Here is a 24,572-nt window from a genome sequence, read left to right as displayed (position 1 = left end):
AAGAGGCCAGCACAGGCAACACAAGGCTCAAGCGCTGGCCAAGACCCGGCGGCGCCTCACCACCAAACTATCCACTCCCCACATCACCACCATCGACACCCCCACCAGCGGGAACATCACCCCCAGCACCAGCATCACGGCCACCGCCGCCTTCCAGCGTGGCAGGTCATGACGCAGAGGCGGTACGCCCAGGCCGCCTTCAGGCCGGCGCTTCCACCACATCACCAGCCCGCTCACCGACCCCAGCAGAATCATCAGGCACACCAGCAGGATGATGATCTGGTTCAGCGCCCCGAACATCTTGCCTTCGTGCAGCATCACGCCCAGCTCGGTGGCGCGGGCGACCGGGCTGTAGTCGTGCCAGCGCACATCGGCCAGAACCTTGCCGGTGTATTGGTCGACATGCAGGGTGGCGTCGTTGCGCGGGTCGTCGGCGAACACGGCAATGGTGAACACCCCGTCGGCAGTGGTGGGCAGGGTAATGCTGTAGCCCGGCTCGACCTGACGCGAAGTGGCAATGTCTTCGACTTGCTGCACGCTCACCTGGGGCGCTGCGGGCATGTCCGACATCATGTGGTGCCCGGCGTGCTCGGCGTGTGCACCGGACTGTGGCATCGGCGTGTTTTCCATGGCCCAGGGCACGGTCTGGCGGTGTGCGCTGTTCAACTCACGCGCCTGCTGGTCCGACTTGGGCACGTCGTTCCACATGGCTGCCGGGAAGCGGTTCCACAAATCAGCGTACTGCTTGCCCCACAGGCCGGTCCAGGTCATGCCGCTGAGCAGCATCAACAACAGCAAGGCCGAACCCCAAAAGCCGGTTACCGCGTGCAGGTCACGCCACAGCAGTCGGCCGCGTGCCGACAGCCGCGGCCAAAGTACGCCGGCGCCATTGCGCCCGCGCGACCACCACAGGTACAGGCCCGATACCACCAGCACGATGCCCCAGCCCGCAGCCAGTTCCACCAGCCGGTCGCCGACCGTGCCGACCATCAGTTCGCCGTGCAGGGCGCGGGCGACGGCCTGCAGGTTCTGCTTGCCATCCTGCTCACCGAGTACCTTGCCGCTGTATGGGTCGACGAACACGTTCAGTTCACGCCCGCCGTCCTGCACCACGAACTGCGCACTACGCTCTGCATTCAGTGGCGGCAGGTATTGGCTGATGTGGCCCTTGGGGTAGGCCTGGCGCACTTCAGCCAGCATCATGTCTGCGCCCTGGCGGTGGTGGCCGGCCTCGACCACCATCAGATCGCGGTACAGCAGCGGGTCGAGCTGGGGCTTGAACAGGTAGATGATGCCGGTGATTGCCAGCAGGATCATGAACGGGGCCACGAACAGCCCTGCATAGAAATGCCAACGCCAGGCCAGGTTATAGAATGAGACGCGTGTTCCTCTCATGGGAACCTCCTTTTTGACCAGCTGAGGGGCGCAACCGAAGCTGCGCCCGTTGTTGTCAGAAGCTGAAGTCGACCTTGGTCCAGAAGGTCCTGCCTGGCTCGTTGACCGGCTGTGGATCTGTAGCCGGGTAGCCAAACCCGGCGTTCCCGGCCAGGTTCAAGTGCTCGGCGTAGGTTTTGTCGAACAGGTTGTCGACCCCTGCGCTGAGCTTGAGGTTGTTGTTCACCTTGTAGGCGCCGTTCAGGGAGAACACGCCGAAGCCGGCGCTCTTGTCGTAGTCCTTGCCAACGACGTTCCCTTGGTTTTCGGCAATGCGGTTTTGCGCCGCCACCAGCCGCCACAGTGCGCCGACGCTCCACACATCGCGGCTGTACGTCAGGCCCATGCGGCTTTCCAGGGGAGGCATTTGAGGTAGCGCTTTGCCATCGCTGCTGTTCTTGCCCCAAGCGTAGGCAAGCGTGGCGTCGGCCTTCCAGTTTTCAGTCAGCTGGTAGGCGGCGCCCAGTTCGCCACCCATGATGCGGGCATCGATGTTCTGCGCCTGCGAGGTGCTCATGCCCATCATGCCAGTGCGATAGTCGAACAGGATGTAGTCGCGAATCTGCCCGACATAGCCCGAAGCCCAGGCCTCCAGGCGTTCAGTGCGGTACTGGATGCCGAAGTCGAGCTGGGTGGTTTTTTCTGGCTTGATGCCGTCGAAGGCATTGGCCGAGCCGGGTGGTGCCAGCTTGGGTGAGAACAGCTCCCAGTAGTCGGGGAAGCGCTGGGCATGGCCGAGGCCGATGTAGGTGGTGGCCGGGATGGCCGCCAGGTCGTGCTCGTAACGGATGAAGCCGCTTGGCAGGGTATCGGCGCGGGTGTCGCCTTCGGTGGCGCTGGTTTTGCGGAAGTCACGCGCCGAGGCGCGGTCAAGGCGGGCGCCGGTAATCAAGCGGTCCTCACCGCTGACGTACCAGGTCAGTTCGCTGAAGGCGCCGTAGTTGTGGAAGTCGGCGTCCTTGGTCCAGGCCTTGCCCTTGTGTGCGTCCACACCCATACCGCCACGCTGGCGATGTTCGTTGGTTTGCGCGTCGATGCCGCTGATCAGTTGCACATCGGCCCAGCGCCAGGTGGCTTTGATGCGTGCACCCATGGTGCGGCGGTCGACGTTGCTGACCATCGGCATGCCCATCATTCCGCTACCCGACGGCGTGCGCAGGCTGTAGTTGTCCATCACATGGTCGGCGTAGTTGTAGTAGACCTGCGCCTCGACCTTGTCGAGCACCTCGCCGAGGTTGGACTTTTCAAAGCGCAGGCCCAGGCTTTCGCGCTTGAACTGCGAGCCGTCCATGCCGCGCCCGGCGTAGCGGGCTTCGCCGTCACCCTTGCCGGCAGTCAGTTCCAGCAAGGTGTCCTGGTCGGGTGTCCAGCCGAGGGCGACATCGCCGTTCCACTTTTCCCAGCGCGACGGCACGGTGTCGTCGTTGCCGTCGTGGTAGTCGTCCGAGCGTGACTGGTTGCCGACGAAGCGGGCATAGCCCTGACTGTTGCCGGCCGCGGCATCCAGCACCTTGTCGAAGCGGCCGTTGGAGCCGGCCAGCAGGCTTGCGTTGACGCGGCTGCCGAGGGTGCCGAATTTCTCAGGTTCGCGCTCGAAGAGGATGGTGCCGGCCGAGCCGCCGGGCCCCCAGATGACGCTCTGCGGGCCTTTGATCACGGTCAGGCGGTCGTAGGTTTCTGGCGAGATATAGGACGTGGGCGCGTCCATGCGATTGGGGCAGGCTCCAAGCATCAAGCCGCCGTTGGTGAGGATGTTCAGGCGCGAGCCGAACATGCCGCGCAATACCGGGTCGCCGTTGGTACCGCCGGCACGGATTGCCGAGAAGCCGGGGATGGTCTTCAGGTAGTCGGCGCCGTCGCTGGCCGGCACTGGCTGGCGCGGGTCTTTCGGGTTGGTGACCACAGTCAGCGGCGAACTCGGGGCCACGGCGGTGATCACCGTCGGGCTCAACTCGGGTGCGTCGTGCACATGGTCTTCATGGCCAGGGTCGGCAGCCAGGGCCATGGGCGCGAGCAGCGAGCCGCACAGGGCGGCGATGGTCCCACGCAGGGACAAGGCAAAAACAGGGGTGCAGCCGGACATAATGATTCCAGTCGATCAGTCATGAGTTAGCGCGAAGCCTCCTGGCTTCGTGCGCAAAATGTGGTTTCAGACGTTGATCGAAGAAGGCGGGGCGCGGCTGCGCGCACCAGGGAATACAGCCTGCCGGGCATGGCCCTGGTGCGTTGGCGCAAGCAGGTGGGTGGTGGGGACGATGCTGTCGGCGCTGAGCGGGCTGAGGGCCTGGGGCAGGGCCGGGCAGTTGAACAACAGGCTGCAGTAACCGCACTTTTCCCACATCACATGCAACTGGCCATCGCTGCCGTGGCCGTGATGGGCGTCGCCGCCATGCTGATGGGCAGCCGCCATCGGCATGTTCATCGGCATGTTCATGCCCGCGTGGTGGTCCATCGGCATCGACTGGGAAATCAGCGGGCCGATGAAGATCATCCACATGGCGAACAGGCTCAGCCATCCGCCACCGGCGCGCCTGAGGTCAGGGCGGGTGGTACGGCCGATGCTGTGGCGCGGCAGGCTCATGGCGCGTGCCTGTCAGCAGGTATCAGTGCGCGTGTTCGTGGGCTTGCGGCTGGTCCGCAGGCGCCTGCTTCTGCACGGCCACTTCGACGGTGATGTCGCCGGCCTTTTCGAAGTGCAGGGTCAACGGGAAGCGTTTGCCGTCGCTGAGCAGGCTGCGGTCCTTGGGCTGCATCAGCATCACATGGTAGGCACCGGGGGCAAAGGTCAGGTCCTTGCCGGCAGGCACTACCACGCTGGGCACCTGTTGCATCTTCATGGCGCCAGTGGCGCTCATGGCATGCTCGTGAAGTTGCGCGTCATCGCTGATGGGGCTGTCGACGCTGAGCAGGCGGTCATCAGCCTGGCCATTATTGTGCACCACGAAATACGCGGCGACGTTAGGCGCGTTGGGTGGCAACTGCAGCGACCACGGGTGGGCAATGTGCAGGTCACCCACGCTGTATTCGTGGGCATTGGCAAAGGCGCCAGGCAGCAGCAGGGCGGCCATGACGAGGGCGTGCTTGAGCATGGTGAATCTCCGTTTCAATTCTGGTTCAGGCAGACAGCATGATGAACTCAGGCTAGCGGAGAGGCACGAGGGTTTAGCCCAGGCCAGAGCTGGCGGGGCGTGGGTGTGTACTTGGCAGGTGGCGGCAGCAGCCCGCTGAGCAGTGTCGGCGGGTTGTGCAACTGTGGCGGGTAGCCGGGCAGGGCCAGCAGCGGCACGGCACCGGAGCAGCACCAGCAGTTCATCATGCCGACGCTGTCGTCACTTTGCGGGCCGAGGTCGATCTTGGCCAGGGCCTGAACGTCGACGTTGGCCTTGTTGGCCATGCTGGAACAGAAAGCCCCCCACAGCAGCTGCTCGGCCGTGCCCTTGGGCGCAGCAGAAGACAGCGGCATGGCCAGCAGGTTGAACAGCACTGCAAGGCAGGCTATCCAGGCAATGTGCCGACGTGGGGGCATGGAGAGATCCGGTCAGGAATCGTGGTGGCTATTGTACGGCGGAGTATAGGTAAAAATGCCGGGGTGCGGTGAAGTGACGCAGGTGGTCTGGTAATGGGGGCTGCTGTGCAGCCCATCGCGACACAAGGCCGCTCCCACAGAATTGCGGCAGCCTCGAATACTGCGCTGTCCTGTGGGGCCTTGTGTCGCGATAGGGGCGCAAAGCGCCCCCGACACTCTCAAATCTTGTTGCGGCCCATCAACCCGCGCACGGTTTCTTGCAGGTCAGCCGGCAACACCACCACTTTGGCATTGCTGCTCCCCGCCAGGTTCTCCATCGCGCCCACATAGCGTTCGCCCAATAGGTACATCGCCGGTACGGTCTCGTTGCCCACCGCTTCCTTCACCAGCGAAATCGACCGCGCCGAGGCCTCGGCCAGGCTGATCTGTGCCTCGGCATCCAGCCTGGCCGCCTGCAGGCGCGCCTCTGCTTCGAGGATCGCCGCCTGCTTGGCCCCTTCGGCGCGGGTAACGTCGGCCTTGCGCTCACGTTCGGCCGCGGCCTGGCGTTCCATGGCCAGTTGCATGTTTTCCGAAGGTTTGATGTCTTGAATCTCCACCGAGCGCACCGTCACGCCCCAGTCTTCGGTCTGCTCGGACATTGCATCGCGCAGGCGGGCCTTGATCTGCTCGCGGCTGGACAGCGCCTCGTCGAGGTCCATTGCACCGACGATGGCGCGCAGCGAGGTCATGGTCAGGCTGGTGACGGCGAACGAGAAGTCCTGCACGCCATACGAGGCTTTCTGCGGGTCGACTACCTTGGCGAAACACAGGGCGTTGGCGACGATTACCGCGTTGTCCTTGGTGATGATTTCCTGCTGCTGCACATCGAGGATGATGTCCTTGGTCGGCAGGCGGTAGGCGACCACGTCCATGTAGGGGATGACAATGTTCAGGCCCGGCTTGAGGGTGCTGTGGTAGCGACCCAGGCGTTCGACGATCCACTCCTCGCCCTGGGGCACGATGCGCACCCCCTTGAACACGGTGATCAGGACGAACAGGGCGATGGCGCCGACGACGATGAGGCTGGTCATGCTGCAAAATTCCTTTTAATGCGGATTCAGGCCCGGATAACGCGGGCGGTGTTCCCCTCGATGGCGGTCAGGCGTACCCGCTCGCCGGCGGCGATCTGGCTATCGGCGACGCAGGTCCACTCTTCGTTGCCGAGGATCGGCTTCTGGAAGCGTACGCGGCCTTTCTGGAACTCCGACACGGGAGCGGTCAGCAGGCCCACTTCGCCGATCACGCTGTCGGCGGTCCAGCGCACATCCGGCTGCTTGCGCCGGAACACTTTGAACCACAGCACGGTGGTGGCCGACGACAGCAGTACCCACAGCAGGACCTGCATGTCCAGTTGCAGGCTGGGTGCGGCGAGCGAGATAAGCGAGACCAGCACGGCGCCGATGCCGAACCAGAGTATGAAGAACGTTGGGAGGACCAGTTCAAGCAGGATCAGCGCAATGCCGAAGACCAGCCAGATCCACCATTGCATTTCCATATGGGTGAAACCTTCCGGGGGAGGGGCGTCGAGTTTAAGGCAGCAGATCGGCAACGGGCCACTGGGTTGGTTGGAAGAAAAGTCTGAAATCCTTGTAGGAGTGCCTTTGTGTCGCGAAAGGGCAGCGCCTAAAGGGCGAGCGCTGTGGCCAGATCCGTCAGTGAGTCGAATGCCCTGTCCACCTCCGGCAGCGTCGGACGTTTCAGGACAAGCACCGGCACGCCAAGCTCCCGCGCCACTTCCAGCTTCGGCTCGGTCGCCACACTGCCGCTGTTCTTGCTGATCAGCACATCGATGTGGCGGCGCTGGAACAACACTCGCTCATCCTCGATATGGAACGGCCCACGTGCGCCAATCACTTCACAGCGCTCGTTGCCAGGGCACGCCTCCAGCGCACGCAAGGTCCAGAACTGCTCCGGCGGAATCTCGTCCAGGTGCTGAAGCGGCTCGCGCCCCAGCGTGAACAGTGGCCTGCGGAACGGCTTCAGTGCTTCGATCAACCCTGCCCAATCCTCGACTTCACGCCAGTCGTCCCCCGCTTGCGCCTGCCAGGCGGGGCGGCGCAAGGCCCAGCACGGGATGCCGGCGTTGCGTGCGGCGCTGGCGGCATTGCGGCTGATTTGCGCGGCATAGGGATGGGTGGCGTCGATCAGCAGGGTGATGCCCGCTTCGCGCAGGTAACGGGTCAGGCCCTCGACACCGCCATAGCCCCCGACCCGCACCTGGCATTGCAAGCCCTGTGGCACGCGGCCGATACCGGCCAGGCTGTAGACATGTCGAGGCCCGAGCCGGCGGGCGATAGCCAGGGCTTCAGTGACACCCCCCAGCAACAGGATGCGCGCAGTCATTGCACACCCGCCTGGCCGACGATGCCGCCTTGGCGGTCGATGGCGAACACTTCCACGTGCACCTGCGCCGGCACGACGCTACGGGCGAAGGCCAGGGCGTGGGCACACACCGCGTCACCCAGGGCAATGCCGGCCGCATGAGCCAGGGCGAGCGCTTGCTGGCTGGTGTTGGCGCCGCTGATGGCAGCCTGCAACGCCTCGTCAGCGCCAATGTCTGCGGCCCAACCGGCCAGTTGCGGCAAGTCGATGCTGGAGTGACGGCTGTGCAGGTCCATGTGCCCGGCGGCCAGTTTGCTGATCTTGCCGAAGCCGCCGCACAGGGTCAGGCGCGGCACCGGTACCTTGCGCAGGTGCTTGAGCACCGCGCCGACGAAATCGCCCATTTCGATCAGGGCGATTTCCGGCAGACCGTAGACGCGGCGCATGGTGTCTTCGCTGGCATTGCCGGTGCACGCGGCTATGTGCGTGTAGCCATTGGTGTGGGCCACGTCGATGCCTTGGTGGATCGAGGCAATGTAGGCCGCGCAGGAGAACGGCCGCACGATGCCGCTGGTGCCGAGGATCGACAGCCCACCGAGAATGCCCAGACGCGGGTTCATGGTTTTCAGGGCCAGCTGCTCGCCACCTTGCACATTGACCGTGACCTCGAAGCCGCCAAGGTAGCCACACGCGTCGGCCAGGTGTTGCAGGTGTTCACTGATCATGCGCCGAGGCACCGGGTTGATGGCCGGTTCACCCACAGCCAGCACCAGCCCCGGCCGGGTCACCGTGCCCACGCCGCTGCCGGCGACAAAACCAATGCCAGGTTCCGCCAGCAGGCGCACCTGGCTATAGACCAGGGCACCGTGGGTCACGTCCGGGTCGTCACCCGCATCCTTGAGGGTGCCGGCTTCGGCGCACTCGCCGATCAGGCGGCAGAATTCCAGGCGCATCTGCACGACCTTGCCTTTGGGCAGGGTGATGTCCACCGCATCGTCACGCTGCCCGGTGAGCAGCAGCTTGGCCGCTGCCAGGCTGGTGGCGGTGGCGCAGCTGCCGGTGGTAAGGCCGCTGCGCAGAGGTGCGGGCTGTTCGCGGGTTTCTTCACGCATCGGCGGGTTTCAGTACTTCCAGAAGGGTGATCGGCAGCGCCTGGCGCCAAGTGTCGAACGCACCCAAGGGCTGGGCATGCGCGACATGGATGCGGGTCAGCTCACCACCGTGCTGTTCGCGAAAATGTGCCAGGGCCAGTTCGCTTTGCAGGGTGACGGCGTTGGCCACCAGGCGGCCGCCGGGGCGCAGGCTTGCCCAGCACAGGTCCAGTACACCTGTGCGGGTTACGCCGCCTCCGATGAAGATCGCATCCGGTTGTTCCAGGCCTTGCAGCGCCGCTGGCGCCTTGCCGCGAATCAGTTGCAGGCCGGGTACACCCAGTGCATCGCGATTGTGCTCGATCAAACCCTGGCGGCCTTCGTCGGCCTCGATGGCCAAGGCGCGGCATGCCGGGTGGGCGCGCATCCATTCGATGCCGATCGAGCCGCAGCCCGCACCCACATCCCACAACAGTTCGCCAGGCTGCGGTGCCAGGCGCGCCAGGGTGATGGCGCGGACATCACGCTTGGTCAACTGGCCATCGTGCCGGTATGCGGCGTCTGGCAGCCCGGCCAGCCGGTGCAGGCGGGGCGCATCGGGCGTAGCCAGGCATTCGATGGCTACCAGGTTGAGCGCCGCGATACCAGTGTGCGGCCAGTCTTGGGCGGTGCCGGCCAGTGCACGTTCGTCCACGCCCCCCAGGTGCTCGAACACCTGCAGGCGGCTAGGGCCGAAGCCGTGCTCGCGCAGTTGCGCGGCAATTGCCGCCGGACTGTCGCCATCGTTACTCAGCACCAGCAGGCGCATGCCGCTGTACAAGTGGGCATTGAGCGCCGCCAGGGGGCGGGCCACCAGCGACACCACCTGCAGGTCCTGCAGCGGCCAGCCCAGGCGGGCAGCGGCCAGGGCGCAGGAAGAGGGCAGCGACAACACGCGCATTTCTGCAGCAGGCACCTGGCGTGCCAGGCTGGCGCCGACGCCGTAGAACATAGGGTCACCGCTGGCCAGCACGCACACCGGCTCGCCGCGACGGGCCAGCACCGGGGCCAGCGAGAACGGGCTGGGCCAGGCCAGCTGTTCAGCGGTCACGCAACGTGGCAGCAAGGCCAGCTGGCGCGGGCTGCCGAAGACCCGGCCAGCGCCCAGCAGGGCGCGCCGGGCCTGTTTGCCCAGGCCGCTGAAGCCGTCTTCGCCGATGCCTACTACTGTCAGCCAGGGTGTCATGTATTTCAATCCGCCATTTTTGGGGCCGCTTCGCGCCCCTTCGCGGGCAAGCCCGCTCCTACAGGTACAGTGCAGCATGTGCAGCCTGCAGTGATCCTGTGGGAGCGGGCGAGCCCGCGAAGAAGGCGACGCGGTCCTGAATTTCTACTTGATCGCCGAGGATGCTCGACCACCGGCTTTTCATGCCGCCGGACAAAGCAGGCATAATACCGCGCCTTCTACACTCAAGCGCACTTTCACAGATTGCCGGACACCCCATTGACCCAGGCCGAAGCCCCCACTGTCATCCCTCGTCCCTCGGCCTGCCCGGGGTTGTGGCGCATCGTCAGTGCCCGTGATGGCGGCATCTGCCGTATCAAGCTGCCGGGTGGCCTGCTGCTGGCCGAGCAGGCCGAGGCCGTGGCGGCGGCGGCCGAGCGCTTTGCTGGCGGCGTGATCGAAGCCACCAACCGTGGCAACCTGCAGATTCGCGGCATTGGCAGCGAGCATCGCGCTTTGGTCGAGGCACTGCTCGCAGCCGGCCTGGGACCACGCGACGCCGCGGGTGACGATGTGCGCAACGTGATGCTCAGCCCACTGGCCGGGCATGACCCGCTCATGCTGCTGGACGCCAGGCCGCTGGCCGGGCAGATCCTCGACCTGTTGGAAGGCACCCCGCGCTTTCACCAGCTGTCGGCCAAGTTCGCTGTGCAGCTGGATGCAGGCGAGCGCCTGGCGATGCTCGAACACCCCCATGACCTGTGGCTGTCGCCCCTGCACCTGGATCAGCAGACCTGGCTGGCGTTTGGCCTGGCAGGTTGCCCGGCAGAGGGCCAGGCGCTCGGTGCGGTGCCGCTGGCACAGGGCCTGATGCTGGTGCGCGCCGTGCTGGAGCGCTTCCTCGATCTGGCATCCCCGACGCAGGCGCGCATGCGCCAGCTGCTTGAGGTGTACCCGTCAGCTGATTTTGTCGCTGGGCTCGGTCTGGACATCCGCCGCGATGCCGCCGTGCTCACATGGCGGCGTGAACAGCACCGCGCCTCGTGGTTGGGCAGATTGCCCCAGGCGCAGGGTATTGCCCTTGGCGTTGCCCCGCCGCAAGGCCGCCTGACCCCCGCGATGCTGCGTGGCGCCGCACGTATTGCCCGTGAACTGGGCGATGCCAGCATGCGCCTTAGCCCTTGGCAAAGCCTGGTGCTGACCAACCTGCAAGCGCAGCACATCGATCAGGCCCTGGCCGAACTGTCTGCGCTGGGGTTGCTGTGCCACGACCATGAACCCCTGGCGCGTATCAGCGCCTGCACCGGTGCCAGCGGCTGCGCCAAGGCCCTTGCCGAGACCAAGGCCGACGCCGTTGTCCTGGCCGCGCTGCTGGGCCCTGGCGTGCCGGCCAGCGTGCACCTGTCCGGCTGCCCCCGTTCCTGCGCCGTGGCCCATGTTGCCCCGGCCACTTTGCTGGCCCGTTCGCCGGGCCGTTACGACCTGTACCTGCGTGATGCGCGCCAGCCGGGTTTCGGTGCCCTGCGCGCCACCGACCTTACCTTGAATGAAGCAGGCGCCATGCTCGACCTGCCGACGGAGCACCTTGATGATTGACTACATCCGCGATGGTCAGGAGATCTATCGCAACTCCTTCCGGATCATCCGCGAGGAAGCCCGACTCGAGCGGATCCCCGCAGACCTTGAAAAGCTCGCCGTGCGCGTGATCCACGCCTGTGGCATGGTCGACGCCATCGATGGCCTGCAGTTCTCAGACGGTGCCGGCCGGGCCGGGCGCGAGGCGCTGCTCAACGGCGCGCCGATCCTGTGCGATGCGCACATGGTGGCCGAAGGGATCACCCGGGCGCGCTTGCCAGCTGACAACAAAGTCATCTGCACCCTGCGTGACCCCAGCGTGCCGGGCCTGGCCAAAGACGCCGGCAACACACGCTCCGCCGTAGCCCTGGAGCTGTGGCGCCCTTACCTGGAGGGCAGCGTGGTGGTCATCGGCAATGCCCCTACCGCGTTGTTCTACCTGTTGGAGATGCTCGATGCCGGTGCGCCCAAGCCGGCGCTGATCCTCGGTTTCCCGGTCGGTTTCGTCGGCGCTGCCGAGTCCAAGGCCATGCTCGCCGCCGACAGCCGTGGCGTGCCGTTCGTGATCATGCAAGGCCGCCTGGGCGGTAGCGCGATGGCCGCCGCGGCGGTCAACGCCCTGGCCACGGAGGTGGAATGATGGCGCCGCGCGGACGACTGCTTGGCCTGGGCGTGGGCCCTGGCGATCCTGAACTGATTACCCTCAAGGCCCTGCGCCTGTTGCGTGAGGCGCCGGTGGTCGGCTACTTCGTGGCCAAGGGCAAGCGTGGCAATGCCTTCGGCATTATCGAGGCGCACCTGCAGCCCGAGCAGACCCTGCTGCCGCTGGTCTACCCGGTCACCACCGAAGTGCTGCCGGCGCCGCTGTCCTATGAGCAAGTGATCAGCGACTTCTACGACGAAGCCAGCGTACAGGTGGCCGAGCACCTGGATGCCGGCCGCGACGTGGCGGTGATTTGCGAAGGCGACCCGTTCTTCTATGGCTCCTACATGTACTTGCATGACCGCCTGGCGCAGCGCTACGAGGCAGAAGTGATTCCCGGTGTCTGCTCCATGCTCGGTGGCGCTTCGGTGCTGGGGGCGCCGCTGGTGTACCGCAACCAGAGCCTGTCGGTGTTGTCCGGCGTGTTGCCCGCTCAAGAGCTCAAGCGCCGTCTGGCCGACGCCGATGCAGCGGTGATCATGAAACTTGGGCGCAACTTCCCCAAGGTGCGCGAAGTGCTGGCCGAACTGGGCCTGGACGGGCGTGCGCTGTATGTGGAACGGGCGACCATGGCCAACCAGAAGATCGTGCCGCTGGACCAGGTCGACCCGCAGTCGTCACCCTACTTCTCGTTGATCATCGTGCCGGGGGAAAAATGGCAGGGCTGAACATGCACAAGGCGCCGGCGATCATCATTCTTGGGCCGGGCAGCCTGGCGACGGCGCAGCGTATCCAGGCCTGTTATCCACAGGCCACGATCCATGGCCTCGAGGGGCGTGTCGAGGGTGCGGACCAGTCGTACGCGTCGTTTGGCGATACCCTGCGCGGGTTGTACCAGCAAGACACGCCGATCATCGCGTTGTGCGCCGCGGGTATCGTCATCCGCAGTCTGGCCAGCCTGCTCAGCGAGAAGGGCAGCGAGCCGCCGGTCCTGGCCGTGGCCGAGGATGGTAGCGCGGTAGTGCCGTTGCTCGGCGGCCTCGGTGGGGTGAACGTGATGGCGCGCGAAATCGCTGACGCGCTGGGCGTTTCCGCTGCCATCACCACCAGTGGCGAGCTGCGCTTCGGGACTTGCCTGCTGAACCCGCCGCAGGGCTATGCATTGGCCGACATCGAGCAAGGCAAGCGCTTTGTATCCGACCTGCTGGCGGGTGAGCCTGTGCGCATCGAAGGTAACGCCCCGTGGCTGCAGCTGGCGCAGTTGCCCGCCAGCGAAGCGGCGCAGCGCACCATCCATGTGGGGCATCAGGCGCGCCCGGCCAACCGCGACGAGCTGCTGATCCACCCGCGCCTGGTGGTGGTGGGCGTTGCAGGTGGCAATCTGCACAGTATTCGCGCAGCCCTGCAGCAGGCCGGCATCGCCGAGCCCTCGGTAGCCTGCGTGCTGGCAGACGAGCGAACCATGGCCGACAGCGCGTTGCACGAAGCTGCGCAGGCCCTGGGTGTCCCCTTGCGCTTCGCCACCCGCCCAGGCGATGTGGCCAGCATGGTCGCTGCGGCGGTGCCCGATAGCGAGTTGATAGCGCTTGGAGAAGTCGTGGTCGCGGTGGCGCCTGCCCCGGTCGACGTAGCGCAGGTCGGCCGCCGTCGCGGTCGCCTGGCGGTCATCGGCCTTGGCCCAGGTGCGGCGGAACTGATGGTGCCGGCGGTCAAGGCCGAACTGGCGCAGGCCGAAGATGTGCTCGGTTATGAAACTTACGTGCGCATGGCTGGCCCGTTCCGCAGCGACCAGGTGCTGCACTGCACCGACAACCGCGAAGAGATGCAGCGCGCCCGACATGCCTTCGAACTGGCGGCCCAAGGCCGTTCGGTGGTGGTGGTCTCGTCGGGCGACCCGGGCGTTTTCGCCATGGCCGCTGCGGTGCTCGAAGCATTGCACGAATCCAGCGACCCCACTTGGCATCGCGTTGACCTGCAGATCTTGCCGGGGGTATCAGCCTCGCTGGCAACCGCCGCCCAGGCAGGTGCACCGCTGGGGCATGACTTCTGCGTGATGTCGCTGTCGGACAACCTCAAGCCCTGGTCGATCATTGAAAAGCGCCTGGACCTGGCTGCCCAGGCCGACCTGGTGCTGGCCTTCTACAACCCGATCTCCAAGGCCAGGCCGCACCAGCTCGGTGTGGCCCTGGAGGTTGTGCGCCGACATCGTGACGGGAACACGCCTGTAGTCCTAGGCCGTGACATCGGTAGGCCGGGGCAGACGCTTAAGGTAGTCACCTTGGCCGAGCTGCTGCCGGAAATGGTCGATATGCGCACCATGGTTCTGGTTGGCTCCTCTACAACCTGTGTATTCCCTCGCCTGTCGGGTGGGGTGTGGGCCTACACGCCGCGTTGGTACCCCACCGCCAACTAGTTGCGTCGGAAACTCTTCAGCGCGCTTTGTGGCCAGCGCGCTGGCTAAGGTGATTGCCCTTGACTCAAGGGGCAACCATCAAGGAGTTTCCAATGTCCGATGCAACCCAAATCACCACCACCGATGCCGCCATCCTGGTAGACGGCAACCTGCTTGCCTTCGGCGCGGGCATGTCTGCGCAAAGCCGTCATGATGTGAAGAATGCCTTCCACTTCGCCACGTTGGTCGCCGACAAAGCTTTTGACGCCGAAAAGCAGAGCCGGGAGTGGTACGACAAATTCATCGATGTCATGCGAGACCTTGGCTTTACCATCCCACGCCGTACCTTCGAACTTGAAACCTCGGTGGAACTGTCCGTCACCGTAGGCGCCGTGGCCATCCGCGCGATAGGTGTGGTCGGCAATGCGATGCTGGGCGGCACCAAGCTGGGTGAAGTGGCAAAGCGGGCGTTTGACAAAATGACCACAGTCGAAAACGACGCCAAGGTGCTCCACCACAAGCGCAAGAACAAAGCCAGGGGCCTGGTCGGCCTGGCCTCCTGCATTGAAACCTCAAAAAACGATGTGGTCATGGTGGTGAGCTGCATCCAGGCATCTGCCCCAGCACTGGACGACGATGTGCTCGGCATCCAGTGGAAGCTGGACAGGTCCGCTTACTACGCCGGCACGGCAGTGCTCACCCTCAATAACTTTGTCTACGACAAAGTCCGCGAAACCGTAGAAAACAAACTCGGCGTGCGCAGTGTCGAGAACGTGCTCGAGTACGACATCTGATTGCTCGGCGGCGTAGTCGCAACGCCGCCTTGTTCGGTTCTTTGTGACGAGGTAACACGATGGATAGAGCAGATGAGCAACTGATGTTGATTGGCGGAACAGCATTGCTGTATTCGCCAGGCGCAGTCGAGGCACAACGCCAGGCCGCTTTCGATTCAGTCCTGTACGCGCAGTTGGTAGCCAACAAGCACGCCGGTTCACGCGTGGACAATTATGAAAACTGGTATGCCGCGTATCGGGAGGCCTACCGCCAACTGGGCTGGATCAAGCTGGCCAGTACTCATGACCTGAAACCGTTGGGGCGACCTGTGCGCAACGCGCATATACAGCCACTTGAAGCGTGGCTGAAGATGCGTTCGCTTCGCCATGAGGCCGTGCTGGCGGCGATAAAGACGGGCCTTGGCCAGTCTGCTGAAGGCTTCAGGCACTTGCTGAGTTTCTGCGCGCATGATCAGGCGCAGTGCTCCACCCTGGTCATCGAACTTGGCGTACTCAAGCCGGGCCCGGCGCTGGACTTGTGCAGCATCTCGCTGCAAATCGACAAGCCACTCTCGCTAGTTTCGCTGGAGACATTTCTGGGCGAACAAGTACTTGAGGGCGAGGCCGAGTTCAACGGCGTTTCCCTGGCATTGGATGAAGGACGCTTCCAACGCCAGCGTGATGAATTGCAGGCCTTGATGAAAACCAAGGATGCACAGGCCGTTTACCGGTTCGACCCTTACGCACAACCTACAGGAGCAGCATCATGAGTGAAGCCACGTCTGCCGTGATCGGCGCTGGGATTGTTTCGTTCTTGCCGGGCGTCGACGCCGCGCAGAAAAACAAGGTGAAGCTGGCCTTGGCAATGGCCGAAAGAGCCACCGAGGCCGCTTTCAAAGAGGGGCTGATTAAAGACTGGTTCGCTTATTACCGTAACCAACTCAAATTCATGGGGTGGGATGCGGTGACGGCTGAGCAGATCCATTGGCCGGACAAGACGCGTACGCAACAGACGGATCAGGTGCTGCAGACCCTGTCCAAAACTGCCGGGGACAGCTTTGCATCGTCGGTCAAAGTGTCCATTCAAGCGTTGCTGACCAAGCCGTCGGTGCTGAAGGAACTTGAGAAAAAGGCATTCGAGATGCAGCACTTTCAAGTGTTGGCCTGTGCGCCGGCCGGTAATAACCGTGTCGACATGGTGATTTACCACGAAACGGACAAGCAGTCTGTTTTCAGTGCAGGGTTCATCAGCCGCAAGCGCAGTTACAAGAATGTGCGTGCGGAGCTGGTCCGGTTCAATATTCTGGCCTTCGAGAACAGCGTAATGCCAAAAGTGCAGGAAAGCGTCGTCAAGGTATCCCTGGCGCGCATTCATGACTATGCCATCTAAGGCACCAGGTACCCTTTGATCCCTGTAAAAATGATCTGCGCCGCCAGGGCACAGACGAACAGCCCCATCAAACGGCTGACGATCTGCAGGCCCTGGTCGCCCAGGATTCGCTCGATACCGTGGGACAGGTAAAGCACTAGGCCGACAGTGAAACTGGCCAGGGCAATGCTGACGATGGCCAGCAGTTTTTCATCCCAGTGCGGCTGGCTCACCCCCATCACCAGCAGGGCACCGATGGTACCGGGGCCAACGGTCAGCGGAATGGTCAGCGGTACGATGGTCACATCCTGCTGCACGTTGTCGGCCTGTACCGCCGGCTTGCCCTGGGCCATGCCCAGGGCCGAAATGAATAGCACGCTGCCGGCACCGATGCGGAAGGCATCGGCGGTGATGCCGAAAATTCCGAAGATCGCGCGCCCGAACAGGTAGAGCGTCACGCTGGCGACCAAGGCTGCGAACGCGACCTTCCAGGCCAGTTGCTTGCGCTCCTTGCTGGAGTGGCCACGGGTCAGGCTGATGAAACACGACAGCACGAAGAACGGGCTGTAGAGCACGAGCATTTTCAGGTAGACGCTGAACAACTCATGGAGCATGAGCAGTGTTCCTTGGGTTTATGCCGGCGCGGCCTTGTGTCGCGAGGCCGCTCCTGCAAGAGCATTGGATATCGGTCAGGACGTATGTGCCGGGTCCACCTTGGCTTCCCGGTGATTGGCCCAGTATTGAATCAGCTCACGCAACTGCGACAACTCCACCGGCTTGGCCATGTGTCCGTCCATGCCTGCCAGCCGCGCACGCTCCTTGTGTTCGGCGAGTATGTGCGCTGTCAGTGCCACCACCGGCGTGCGCTGGCGCTGGTTTTCTGCTTCCCAGGCCCGCAACTGCTGGGTGGCCGAGAAACCGTCCAGTATCGGCATCTCGCAGTCCATCAACACCAGGTCATAATGCTGCGCTTTCATTGCCTGCAAGGCCTCTTCGCCATTGCAGGCGGTATCGGGCTTGAGGTTGAGCTTGCCGAGCATGCTGCGGATCACCTTGGTCGAGATGCTGTTGTCTTCGGCGACCAGCACGCGGAAGTCGCCTGGCAGGTCCAGCGCCTGCGGGATGCCAGGCAGGCTGGCAGGCATCGCCTGTTCGCGGCCGCGCTGGGCCAGCTCCTCGGCCAGGGTGGTCTTCAATGTATAACCGGCCACCGGTTTGGCCAGTATTCGCTTGACCCCGGCGTTGCGCGCGATGACTTTGCTCGGCGCATTGCTGATGCCGGTGAGCATCACCACCAGGATGTCGTGGTTCAGGCTCGGGTCTTCCTTGATCTTGGCGGCCAGCTGCATGCCGGTCATGCCGGGCATGTTCTGGTCCAGCAGCACCGCGTCGAAGTAGTCGCGCAGGTGTGCCTTGGTGCGCAAAAGGGCCAGAGCCTCCTTGCCTGACGGCACCGCGCTGACGTTCATGCCCCAGGCGCTGCACTGCTGTACAAGCACCTTGCGGCACGTGTCGTTGTCGTCGACCACCAGCACGCGGGCATCGCGCAGCGGGCTGTCGAGGTCCGCCGGTGGCTGTTCCAGACGGGAAGGGTCCAGCGGCAAGGTCAGCCACAAGGTGTTGCCCATGCCGGTGCTGCTCTTGATGCCGAACTCGCCCTGCATCAGACCGATCAGCTGTTTGGCGATGACCAGCCCCAGATGGCCGCCCAGCTTGTTGCTGGAAAGGAAGTGGTGGCTGTGCAACTCAGCCTGCAGCAAGGCTTCACGGTCGGCGGCGGGCAACGGCTCGCCGCTGTCCTGCACGGCGATACGCAGGCGTGGCACCTCGCCGCGTTGATCCAGCGCCACCACCAGCAGGATCTCGCCCTGGTCGGTGTTTTTCAGGGCGTTTTCCAGCAGGCTCGACAAGGCCTGGCGCAGGCGCGTCGGGTCTCCGCTGATGACCCGTGGTACTTGTGGCTGGGTGAAACTGATCAGCTCGATGTTCTGTTGCTCGGCCTTGGCGCGGAAGATGTTCAGGCAATCCTCGATCAGCGCGTTAAGGTCGAACTGCACGTCATCCAGCTCGATCTGCCGGGATTCCAGCTTGGAAATGTCCAGAATTTCGTTGATCAGCGTCAGCAGCTCGTTGCCCGCGCTGTGGATGGTCTGCACATAATCTCGCTGCTTCACCGACAGCGGTGTGCCCAGCAGCAGTTCAGTCATGCCGAGCACGCCGTTCATCGGGGTGCGGATTTCGTGGCTGATCTTGGCCAGGAACTCGGCTTTGGCGTTGATTTCTGCATCGCTGGCGGCCAGCGCGCGGCTGGCGCTGAAACGCTCCTCGCTTATGCGCCGCAGCCGTTCACTGACCGCCAGGTTGAGCAGCAGGCCACTGACCACGGTCAGGCCCAGCAGGATACACAGCAGCCAGGGTGTCGAGGTGCGTGTCAGGCCCAGCAGGGCTGGCAGCAGTACCAGGCCTCCGAGGTTGAACACCACCATTGCCAGGCTGAACAGGCGTCCGGGCGCATAACCCTTGTACCAGTGGTAGCTGCTGACCAGCAGCATGCTCACGCTGCCCAGCGCCATCAGGGCGTAGGTCATCAGGTTCAATGGCAGGGTATCGACGAACAGCAGCACCAGGCCACTGAGCCCGACAATCAGCATCTCACCCTGCAGCAGGCGGTTAAGCCGTGGCGAATTGCACGGCGAAAAGAAATGTTGGGTGAAATACAACCCGGACAGGCCGGCCAGGACCAGTGTCAGATAGGCGGCAGGCGTTTGCGCACTGTGCCACACATGCCACCAAGGGCCGCTGAGGTTCAGCAGGATCAGGCCGCTGAGCAGCATCAGGCCGTGGTAGAGCGCCAGGATCAGGGTGGTGCTGGAGCGGGTGTAGAGGAAGCGGATCAGGTTGTGCATGATCAGCATGATCAGGCCGCCGAACAGCATGCCGAACAGCAGCGGCTGGCGTTGGTCCGAAGCTGCCTCGGCCGCAGGTTCAAGGCTGATGGCCGGACGCAGCTGGTGCTCTGAGGCCAGGCGCAAGTAGATGTCCAGCGGTTGCCTGCTGTTGGGCAGGGGCAATACATGGTCGCTGCCTCGCAGGGTCGGGCTGGCATTGCCGGCCTGGCGCCCGTGGTGCAGCTGACGCAGAAGTTGTTCGCCTTCGAGGGCGTAGAGGTCCAGGCCAGAAAGGTCCGGGGCAAATACCCGCAGCAGTTGCTCCTGGTCACCTGGTGCCAGACGATAGTGCAGCCACAAGGCCTGTCCAGCCGGGGCAGCATCAAGGTCGGCGAGAGGCAGTGGGCTGAACTGGTTGCGATAGCGCTCGGAGCGCACATCGCTCAGTTGCAGGTTGGCCTGTTCGTCGAACAGAACGGTCCAGCCACCGTCATGTTCGGCCGCAGCCGGAAACATGCAGAGCAGGGTCAGCAAGCTGACGATCAGAGCTGAGGCAATCCGAAGCCGACGCACTACGAAATCCCTTCTTGGCCGATGTGCCGGGTACTCACTATGCGCGGCGCGCCAAGTCGAAGGCAAGGCCCATTCCGGGCCCTGTCGACGAGCCGGATGCCGCAGGCTGAAACCGCTACGGCATACCGGTAGTACTTACTGCTGGTGCTCACCGCGCTCGCGGGCAATGGCCCGATAGCCGATGTCGGAACGGTAGAAGCTGCCGTTCCAGCTGACTTCCTTGGCCAGGCGATAAGCCTGCTGCTGCGCGTCGGCAACGGTGCTGCCCATGGCGGTGGCACACAGCACGCGCCCGCCGTTGGTGGTTACCTTGCCATCCTTGAGCGCAGTACCGGCATGGAATACCTTGCCTTCGATCTTGGCGGCAGCGTCCAGGCCGTTGATCACGTCGCCCTTGGCGTAGTCGCCCGGGTAACCGCCCGCTGCCAGGACCACGCCCAGGCTCGGGCGCGGGTCCCACTGTGCTTCGACCTTGTCCAGTGCCTTGGCGAACGCAGCTTCCACCAGCAGTACCAGGCTCGACTCCAGGCGCAGCATGACCGGCTGGGTTTCCGGGTCGCCGAAGCGGCAGTTGAACTCGATGACCTTGGGGTTGCCCGCCTTGTCGATCATCAGGCCGGCGTAGAGGAAGCCGGTGTAGACGTTGCCTTCCTCGGCCATGCCGCGCACGGTTGGCCAGATCACCTGGTCCATCACGCGCTGGTGCACGTCGGCGGTAACCACCGGGGCAGGGGAGTAGGCGCCCATGCCGCCCGTGTTCGGGCCGGTATCCTGGTCGCCGACGCGCTTGTGGTCCTGGCTGGTGGCCATGGGCAGCACATTGTGGCCGTCGACCATGACGATGAAGCTGGCTTCTTCGCCATCGAGAAACTCTTCGATCACGACACGCGAACCTGCTTCACCGAAGGCGTTGCCAGCCAGCATGTCACGCACGGCGGCTTCGGCTTCTTCCAGCGTCATGGCGACGATCACGCCCTTGCCTGCCGCCAGGCCATCGGCCTTGATCACGATTGGCGCGCCTTTTTCCTGCAGATAGGCCAGCGCTGGCTCGATCTCGGTGAAATTCTGGTAGTCGGCGGTCGGGATCTTGTGACGTGCCAGGAAATCCTTGGTGAAGGCCTTGGAGCCTTCCAGCTGGGCCGCGCCCTTGGTTGGGCCGAAGCAGTCCAGGCCGCGGCTGCGGAACAGGTCGACCACGCCGATAACCAGCGGTGCTTCCGGGCCGACGATGGTCAGGTCGACGTTTTTCTCGGCGAAGTCGGCCAGTTGCTCCAGGGCACACACGTCGATGGCGACGTTCTCGCACTTGGCTTCAATGGCGGTACCGGCGTTGCCCGGGGCAACGAAGACTTTCTCGACGCGTGGGTCCTGGGCGACTTTCCAGGCCAGGGCGTGCTCACGGCCGCCGCTGCCGATGATCAAAACTTTCATGTCAAAACCTCGATTCAAGTGATCCCGTGGCTTGCGCCGAACACTGTGGGAGCGGGCTTGCCCGCGAATGCGGCGGTGAATCCACCATCGTATTCGCGGGCAAGCCCGCTCCCACAGGATCTCGACTCGCCTCGGGATCCGCGTAATTAGTGGCGGAAGTGGCGCATGCCAGTGAAGACCATCGCGATGCCGGCCTCGTCGGCAGCAGCGATGACTTCAGCATCACGCATCGAACCACCCGGCTGGATCACGGCGCTGATACCCACTTTAGCTGCATTGTCGATGCCGTCACGGAACGGGAAGAATGCATCCGACGCCATGACCGCGCCCTGCACCTGCAGGCCAGCGTGCTCGGCCTTGATTGCAGCGATGCGGGCGGAGTTGACGCGGCTCATCTGGCCGGCGCCGACGCCGATGGTCTGGCGCTGCTTGGCGTAGACAATGGCGTTGGACTTGACGAACTTGGCCACTTTCCAGGCGAATACCAGGTCGTGGATCTCTTGCTCGGTCGGGGCACGCTTGGTGACGATCTTCAGGTCATCGGCGGTGATCATGCCGATATCGCGGCTTTGCACCAGCAGGCCACCGTTGACGCGCTTGAAGTCCCAACCGGCAGCGCGCTCGGCTGGCCACTCGCCGCACTCCAGCAGACGTACGTTCTGTTTGGCAGCCACCACGTCGCGGGCGGCCTGGGAGATTTTCGGGGCGATGATCACTTCGACGAACTGGCGGTCGACAATGGCCTTGGCGGTTTCGCCGTCCAGTTCACGGTTGAATGCGATGATGCCGCCGAACGCCGATTCGGTGTCGGTCGCGTAAGCCAGGTCGTAGGCTTTGCGGATGCCGCCTTCGTCTTCCGGTACTACCGCCACGCCGCACGGGTTGGCGTGCTTGACGATGACGCAGGCCGGCTTGACGAAGCTCTTTACGCATTCCAGCGCGGCGTCAGTGTCGGCCACGTTGTTGAATGACAGTTCCTTGCCTTGCAGCTGGACAGCGGTGGAAATGCTGGCTTCGCCTTTCTTGGCTTCTACATAGAACGCCGCGCTCTGGTGCGGGTTCTCGCCATAACGCATTTCCTGTGCCTTGACGAACTGGCTGTTGAAGGTGCGCGGGAATTCGCTGCGCGCCTCGGTGCTCAGGGTGTCCTTGGCCTGGTCGATGGTGCCCATGTAGTTGGCGATCATGCCGTCGTAGGCGGCAGTGTGCTCGAACGCCTTGAGCATCAGATCGAAGCGCTGGGCATAGGTCAGGCCACCGGCCTTGAGGCCTTCGACGATGCCGGCGTAGTCGCTGGCGTTGACCACGATGGCCACGTCCTTGTGGTTCTTGGCTGCCGAACGGACCATGGTCGGGCCGCCGATGTCGATGTTCTCGATGGCGGTCGGCAGGTCACAGCCTGGCTTGGAAATGGTGGCTTCGAACGGGTACAGGTTGACCGCAACCAGGTCGATCGGCTTGATGCCGTGCTCGTTCATGATGGCGTCGTCGGTGCCACGACGGCCGAGGATACCGCCGTGGATCTTCGGGTGCAGGGTTTTGACCCGGCCATCCATCATTTCGGCGAAGCCGGTGTAGTCGGCCACTTCCACCGCGTTTACGCCGTTGTCCTTGAGCAGCTTGTAGGTGCCGCCGGTGGACAGGATCTCGACACCGAGCTGCTGCAGCTCACGGGCGAATTCGAGGATACCGGTCTTGTCGGAGACGCTGATCAGGGCGCGGCGGACTGGCAGGCGGGTAGTCTGGTCGGTCATTTCGGGTTCCAATAACGCGGTGGAGTCAGCAAAAAAGGCGCCTCTGTTCAGGGAGTCGCCTTTTCTGGATGGGATTCTGGCTTACAACAAGTCGTACTGCTTGAGCTTCTTGCGCAGGGTGCCTCGGTTCAGCCCGAGCATCTCGCTGGCCTTGGTCTGGTTGCCCTTCACGTAGTTCATCACGCTTTCGAGCAGGGGCGCCTCGACTTCGGAGAGCACCAGGTTGTACACGTCCGTCACGGTCGCGCCTTCCAGGTGGGCGAAGTAGTTGTGCAGCGCCTTCTCGACGCTGTCGCGAAGGGTCTGGCCCTCTTCGCTCGGCGTGTTGAGGTGCTGTTTCAGGTTGGCGTTGTCGCTCACGGGCGTTGTTCCACTCACAAATGTCTCGGTCATCATCGTCATGCGGCCACCCCTTGTCCGTCCTCTGTCTCAAGGCTCTGTCGACGTTCGCTGAAAAACGCGCGAACGTTGGCGCACTGCGCTTGTGTGTCTTCCAAAGCGTTGAACCGGGCGCGAAACTCCTTGCCGCCGGGTCGTGTTGCCAGGTACCAGCCAACGTGCTTGCGGGCGATACGTACGCCCATCACATCGCCATAGAAGGCATGCAGCGCGGCCAGATGCTCCAGCAGGATGCGTTCCACTTCGTCCAGTTGCGGCGCTGGCAGATGTTCGCCAGTGCGCAGGTAATGCTCGATCTCGCGAAAGATCCATGGCCGCCCCTGGGCAGCCCGGCCAATCAACAGGCCATCGACCCCGGTGGTTTCCAGCACCGCCCGGGCCTTTTCTGGCGAGGTGATATCGCCGTTGGCAAAAACCGGGATTGACACCGCCTGCTTGATGGCAGCGATGGTGTCGTACTCGGCTTCGCCGGTGTACAGGTCGGCACGTGTGCGGCCATGCACCGCCAGCGCCTGGATGCCAGCCTGTTCGGCGATCTTCGCCACGTTCAGGCCGTTCTTGTTCGCCCGGTCCCATCCGGTGCGGATTTTCAGGGTCACCGGTACGTCCACGGCGCTGACCACGGCGTGGAGGATCTCGCTGACCAAGGCTTCATCTCTCAATAAAGCAGAGCCTGCGGCTTTGTTGCAGACTTTTTTTGCCGGACAGCCCATGTTGATATCGATGATCTGGGCACCCGCCTCTACATTGGCCTTTGCCGCCGCAGCCATCATCTGCGCATCGCCGCCGGCGATCTGCACCGAGCGTGGCTCGGGATCACCTTCATGGATGCGGCGCAGGCTCGACTTGCGGCTGTTCCACAGGCTCATGTCGCTGCTAACCATTTCCGACACCACCATACCGGCGCCCAGGCGCTGGCAAAGTGTACGGAAAGGCTGGTCCGTGACCCCGGCCATGGGCGCGAGGATCAGGTTGTTACGTAGTGTGTATTGGCCGATGCGTACCGCCGACATAGGTGATCCCTGTTGTGGGGCCGAATCTTGGAGTTCGAAAAAGGGTTGGCATGATACCCGCTCTCGATGACTGGATAAAGATGGATTTGGATAAAATCTGAACAGTTGTCGGCTTATGCCTTTGCGCTTCAAGCAGCAGGCGA

Annotated in this window: 23 protein-coding genes; 7 read left to right on the top strand and 16 right to left on the bottom strand. The window is 63.7% G+C overall.

All coding sequences use genetic code 11. The annotated features are described in order from the left end of the window. Window positions 1-27 precede the first annotated feature (27 nt). The 10 genes from N5D53_RS15890 to cbiE all read right to left on the bottom strand — a co-directional run bounded on the left by N5D53_RS15890 (window position 28) and on the right by cbiE (window position 9,640). A complete protein-coding gene (locus N5D53_RS15890; protein WP_279840543.1) occupies window positions 28-1,395 on the bottom strand; it encodes a PepSY domain-containing protein in 1,368 nt (455 codons plus the stop codon). A gap of 55 nt (window positions 1,396-1,450) precedes the next feature. After that, a complete protein-coding gene (locus N5D53_RS15885; protein WP_279840542.1) occupies window positions 1,451-3,517 on the bottom strand; it encodes a TonB-dependent copper receptor in 2,067 nt (688 codons plus the stop codon). A 66-nt stretch (window positions 3,518-3,583) separates the two neighbouring features. Beyond that, entirely contained in the window at window positions 3,584-4,015 is a 432-nt protein-coding gene (locus N5D53_RS15880; RefSeq protein WP_279840541.1) for a DUF2946 domain-containing protein, read from the bottom strand. Between the two features lie 22 nt (window positions 4,016-4,037). After that, window positions 4,038-4,523 carry a copper chaperone PCu(A)C gene (locus N5D53_RS15875; RefSeq protein WP_003249653.1) on the bottom strand — a complete coding sequence of 162 codons (486 nt, stop codon included), beginning with the start codon at window positions 4,521-4,523 and terminating at the stop codon, window positions 4,038-4,040. A 47-nt stretch (window positions 4,524-4,570) separates the two neighbouring features. After that, a complete protein-coding gene (locus N5D53_RS15870) occupies window positions 4,571-4,960 on the bottom strand; it encodes a DUF2946 domain-containing protein (RefSeq protein WP_010955443.1) in 390 nt (129 codons plus the stop codon). 218 nt (window positions 4,961-5,178) lie between these two features. Beyond that, window positions 5,179-6,033 (bottom strand): SPFH domain-containing protein, encoded by an 855-nt coding sequence (locus tag N5D53_RS15865; protein WP_010955442.1) that lies wholly within the window; start codon window positions 6,031-6,033, stop codon window positions 5,179-5,181. A gap of 26 nt (window positions 6,034-6,059) precedes the next feature. Next, the gene (locus N5D53_RS15860; RefSeq protein WP_049586722.1) at window positions 6,060-6,497 is read right to left on the bottom strand and encodes an NfeD family protein; all 438 of its coding nucleotides are present in this window, start codon (window positions 6,495-6,497) and stop codon (window positions 6,060-6,062) included. 128 nt (window positions 6,498-6,625) lie between these two features. Further along, complete coding sequence (locus N5D53_RS15855) at window positions 6,626-7,345, bottom strand: cobalt-precorrin-6A reductase (protein ID WP_064491157.1); 720 nt, start codon at window positions 7,343-7,345, stop codon at window positions 6,626-6,628. After that, window positions 7,342-8,436 carry a cobalt-precorrin-5B (C(1))-methyltransferase gene (locus N5D53_RS15850; RefSeq protein WP_190869908.1) on the bottom strand — a complete coding sequence of 365 codons (1,095 nt, stop codon included), beginning with the start codon at window positions 8,434-8,436 and terminating at the stop codon, window positions 7,342-7,344. The genes N5D53_RS15855 and N5D53_RS15850 overlap by 4 nt, the downstream gene beginning before the upstream one ends. Then, window positions 8,429-9,640: a precorrin-6y C5,15-methyltransferase (decarboxylating) subunit CbiE gene (gene cbiE / locus N5D53_RS15845; RefSeq protein WP_279840539.1), complete on the bottom strand. Its 1,212-nt coding sequence runs from the start codon at window positions 9,638-9,640 to the stop codon at window positions 8,429-8,431. The genes N5D53_RS15850 and cbiE overlap by 8 nt, the downstream gene beginning before the upstream one ends. Window positions 9,641-9,883: 243 nt before the next feature. On the opposite strand from cbiE, the gene cobG reads away from it, so the two are divergent. The 7 genes from cobG to N5D53_RS15810 all read left to right on the top strand — a co-directional run bounded on the left by cobG (window position 9,884) and on the right by N5D53_RS15810 (window position 16,392). After that, window positions 9,884-11,215, top strand: coding sequence for a precorrin-3B synthase (gene cobG / locus N5D53_RS15840; protein WP_279840538.1), 1,332 nt, complete (start codon window positions 9,884-9,886; stop codon window positions 11,213-11,215). After that, window positions 11,208-11,834 carry a precorrin-8X methylmutase gene (locus tag N5D53_RS15835; protein WP_003249670.1) on the top strand — a complete coding sequence of 209 codons (627 nt, stop codon included), beginning with the start codon at window positions 11,208-11,210 and terminating at the stop codon, window positions 11,832-11,834. The genes cobG and N5D53_RS15835 overlap by 8 nt, the downstream gene beginning before the upstream one ends. Next, window positions 11,831-12,565 carry a precorrin-2 C(20)-methyltransferase gene (locus N5D53_RS15830; RefSeq protein ID WP_020191548.1) on the top strand — a complete coding sequence of 245 codons (735 nt, stop codon included), beginning with the start codon at window positions 11,831-11,833 and terminating at the stop codon, window positions 12,563-12,565. Before N5D53_RS15835 ends, N5D53_RS15830 begins: the two co-directional genes overlap by 4 nt. Next, the gene (gene cobJ / locus N5D53_RS15825; RefSeq protein WP_279840537.1) at window positions 12,553-14,250 is read left to right on the top strand and encodes a precorrin-3B C(17)-methyltransferase; all 1,698 of its coding nucleotides are present in this window, start codon (window positions 12,553-12,555) and stop codon (window positions 14,248-14,250) included. The genes N5D53_RS15830 and cobJ overlap by 13 nt, the downstream gene beginning before the upstream one ends. A 92-nt stretch (window positions 14,251-14,342) precedes the next feature. After that, window positions 14,343-15,023 (top strand): hypothetical protein, encoded by a 681-nt coding sequence (locus tag N5D53_RS15820; protein ID WP_012053823.1) that lies wholly within the window; start codon window positions 14,343-14,345, stop codon window positions 15,021-15,023. 59 nt (window positions 15,024-15,082) lie between these two features. Beyond that, window positions 15,083-15,772, top strand: a complete 690-nt coding sequence (locus tag N5D53_RS15815) for a hypothetical protein (protein ID WP_012053822.1) — start codon at window positions 15,083-15,085, stop codon at window positions 15,770-15,772. Continuing rightward, window positions 15,769-16,392: a hypothetical protein gene (locus N5D53_RS15810; RefSeq protein ID WP_012053821.1), complete on the top strand. Its 624-nt coding sequence runs from the start codon at window positions 15,769-15,771 to the stop codon at window positions 16,390-16,392. Before N5D53_RS15815 ends, N5D53_RS15810 begins: the two co-directional genes overlap by 4 nt. Here the strand turns inward: N5D53_RS15810 and N5D53_RS15805 are convergent. From N5D53_RS15805 to dusB, 6 genes are all read right to left on the bottom strand, one after another. After that, window positions 16,389-16,985: a MarC family protein gene (locus tag N5D53_RS15805; protein ID WP_104962621.1), complete on the bottom strand. Its 597-nt coding sequence runs from the start codon at window positions 16,983-16,985 to the stop codon at window positions 16,389-16,391. The genes N5D53_RS15810 and N5D53_RS15805 overlap by 4 nt on opposite strands. A gap of 75 nt (window positions 16,986-17,060) precedes the next feature. After that, a complete protein-coding gene (locus N5D53_RS15800) occupies window positions 17,061-19,832 on the bottom strand; it encodes a hybrid sensor histidine kinase/response regulator (RefSeq protein ID WP_104962620.1) in 2,772 nt (923 codons plus the stop codon). Window positions 19,833-19,967: 135 nt separating this feature from the next. After that, window positions 19,968-21,263 carry a phosphoribosylamine--glycine ligase gene (gene purD, locus N5D53_RS15795; protein ID WP_003249685.1) on the bottom strand — a complete coding sequence of 432 codons (1,296 nt, stop codon included), beginning with the start codon at window positions 21,261-21,263 and terminating at the stop codon, window positions 19,968-19,970. 146 nt (window positions 21,264-21,409) lie between these two features. After that, window positions 21,410-23,017, bottom strand: coding sequence for a bifunctional phosphoribosylaminoimidazolecarboxamide formyltransferase/IMP cyclohydrolase (gene purH / locus N5D53_RS15790; protein ID WP_003249687.1), 1,608 nt, complete (start codon window positions 23,015-23,017; stop codon window positions 21,410-21,412). An 81-nt stretch (window positions 23,018-23,098) separates the two neighbouring features. Next, window positions 23,099-23,419 carry a DNA-binding transcriptional regulator Fis gene (gene fis, locus N5D53_RS15785; RefSeq protein ID WP_012274390.1) on the bottom strand — a complete coding sequence of 107 codons (321 nt, stop codon included), beginning with the start codon at window positions 23,417-23,419 and terminating at the stop codon, window positions 23,099-23,101. Further along, a complete protein-coding gene (gene dusB, locus N5D53_RS15780; protein WP_003249695.1) occupies window positions 23,416-24,429 on the bottom strand; it encodes a tRNA dihydrouridine synthase DusB in 1,014 nt (337 codons plus the stop codon). Before dusB ends, fis begins: the two co-directional genes overlap by 4 nt. Window positions 24,430-24,572 lie beyond the last annotated feature (143 nt).

The sequence above is a fragment of the Pseudomonas sp. GD03862 genome (genome assembly GCF_029840855.1).
Classification (GTDB): domain Bacteria; phylum Pseudomonadota; class Gammaproteobacteria; order Pseudomonadales; family Pseudomonadaceae; genus Aquipseudomonas; species Aquipseudomonas alloputida.
The sequence above is the reverse complement of the archived record's forward strand: the minus strand, read 5'-3'. Positions and strand labels throughout refer to the sequence as shown.

Excerpts from the sequence above, each read along its gene's own strand:
- N5D53_RS15890 (WP_279840543.1), bottom strand. The coding sequence starts at position 1,395 with ATGAGAGGAACACGCGTCTCATTCTATAACCTGGCCTGGCGTTGGCAT.
- N5D53_RS15885 (WP_279840542.1), bottom strand. The coding sequence starts at position 3,517 with ATGTCCGGCTGCACCCCTGTTTTTGCCTTGTCCCTGCGTGGGACCATC.
- N5D53_RS15880 (WP_279840541.1), bottom strand. The coding sequence starts at position 4,015 with ATGAGCCTGCCGCGCCACAGCATCGGCCGTACCACCCGCCCTGACCTC.
- N5D53_RS15875 (WP_003249653.1), bottom strand. The coding sequence starts at position 4,523 with ATGCTCAAGCACGCCCTCGTCATGGCCGCCCTGCTGCTGCCTGGCGCC.
- N5D53_RS15870 (WP_010955443.1), bottom strand. The coding sequence starts at position 4,960 with ATGCCCCCACGTCGGCACATTGCCTGGATAGCCTGCCTTGCAGTGCTG.
- N5D53_RS15865 (WP_010955442.1), bottom strand. The coding sequence starts at position 6,033 with ATGACCAGCCTCATCGTCGTCGGCGCCATCGCCCTGTTCGTCCTGATC.
- N5D53_RS15860 (WP_049586722.1), bottom strand. The coding sequence starts at position 6,497 with ATGGAAATGCAATGGTGGATCTGGCTGGTCTTCGGCATTGCGCTGATC.
- N5D53_RS15855 (WP_064491157.1), bottom strand. The coding sequence starts at position 7,345 with ATGACTGCGCGCATCCTGTTGCTGGGGGGTGTCACTGAAGCCCTGGCT.
- N5D53_RS15850 (WP_190869908.1), bottom strand. The coding sequence starts at position 8,436 with ATGCGTGAAGAAACCCGCGAACAGCCCGCACCTCTGCGCAGCGGCCTT.
- cbiE (WP_279840539.1), bottom strand. The coding sequence starts at position 9,640 with ATGACACCCTGGCTGACAGTAGTAGGCATCGGCGAAGACGGCTTCAGC.
- N5D53_RS15835 (WP_003249670.1), top strand. The coding sequence starts at position 11,208 with ATGATTGACTACATCCGCGATGGTCAGGAGATCTATCGCAACTCCTTC.
- N5D53_RS15830 (WP_020191548.1), top strand. The coding sequence starts at position 11,831 with ATGATGGCGCCGCGCGGACGACTGCTTGGCCTGGGCGTGGGCCCTGGC.
- cobJ (WP_279840537.1), top strand. The coding sequence starts at position 12,553 with ATGGCAGGGCTGAACATGCACAAGGCGCCGGCGATCATCATTCTTGGG.
- N5D53_RS15820 (WP_012053823.1), top strand. The coding sequence starts at position 14,343 with ATGTCCGATGCAACCCAAATCACCACCACCGATGCCGCCATCCTGGTA.
- N5D53_RS15815 (WP_012053822.1), top strand. The coding sequence starts at position 15,083 with ATGGATAGAGCAGATGAGCAACTGATGTTGATTGGCGGAACAGCATTG.
- N5D53_RS15810 (WP_012053821.1), top strand. The coding sequence starts at position 15,769 with ATGAGTGAAGCCACGTCTGCCGTGATCGGCGCTGGGATTGTTTCGTTC.
- N5D53_RS15805 (WP_104962621.1), bottom strand. The coding sequence starts at position 16,985 with ATGCTCCATGAGTTGTTCAGCGTCTACCTGAAAATGCTCGTGCTCTAC.
- purD (WP_003249685.1), bottom strand. The coding sequence starts at position 21,263 with ATGAAAGTTTTGATCATCGGCAGCGGCGGCCGTGAGCACGCCCTGGCC.
- purH (WP_003249687.1), bottom strand. The coding sequence starts at position 23,017 with ATGACCGACCAGACTACCCGCCTGCCAGTCCGCCGCGCCCTGATCAGC.
- fis (WP_012274390.1), bottom strand. The coding sequence starts at position 23,419 with ATGACGATGATGACCGAGACATTTGTGAGTGGAACAACGCCCGTGAGC.
- dusB (WP_003249695.1), bottom strand. The coding sequence starts at position 24,429 with ATGTCGGCGGTACGCATCGGCCAATACACACTACGTAACAACCTGATC.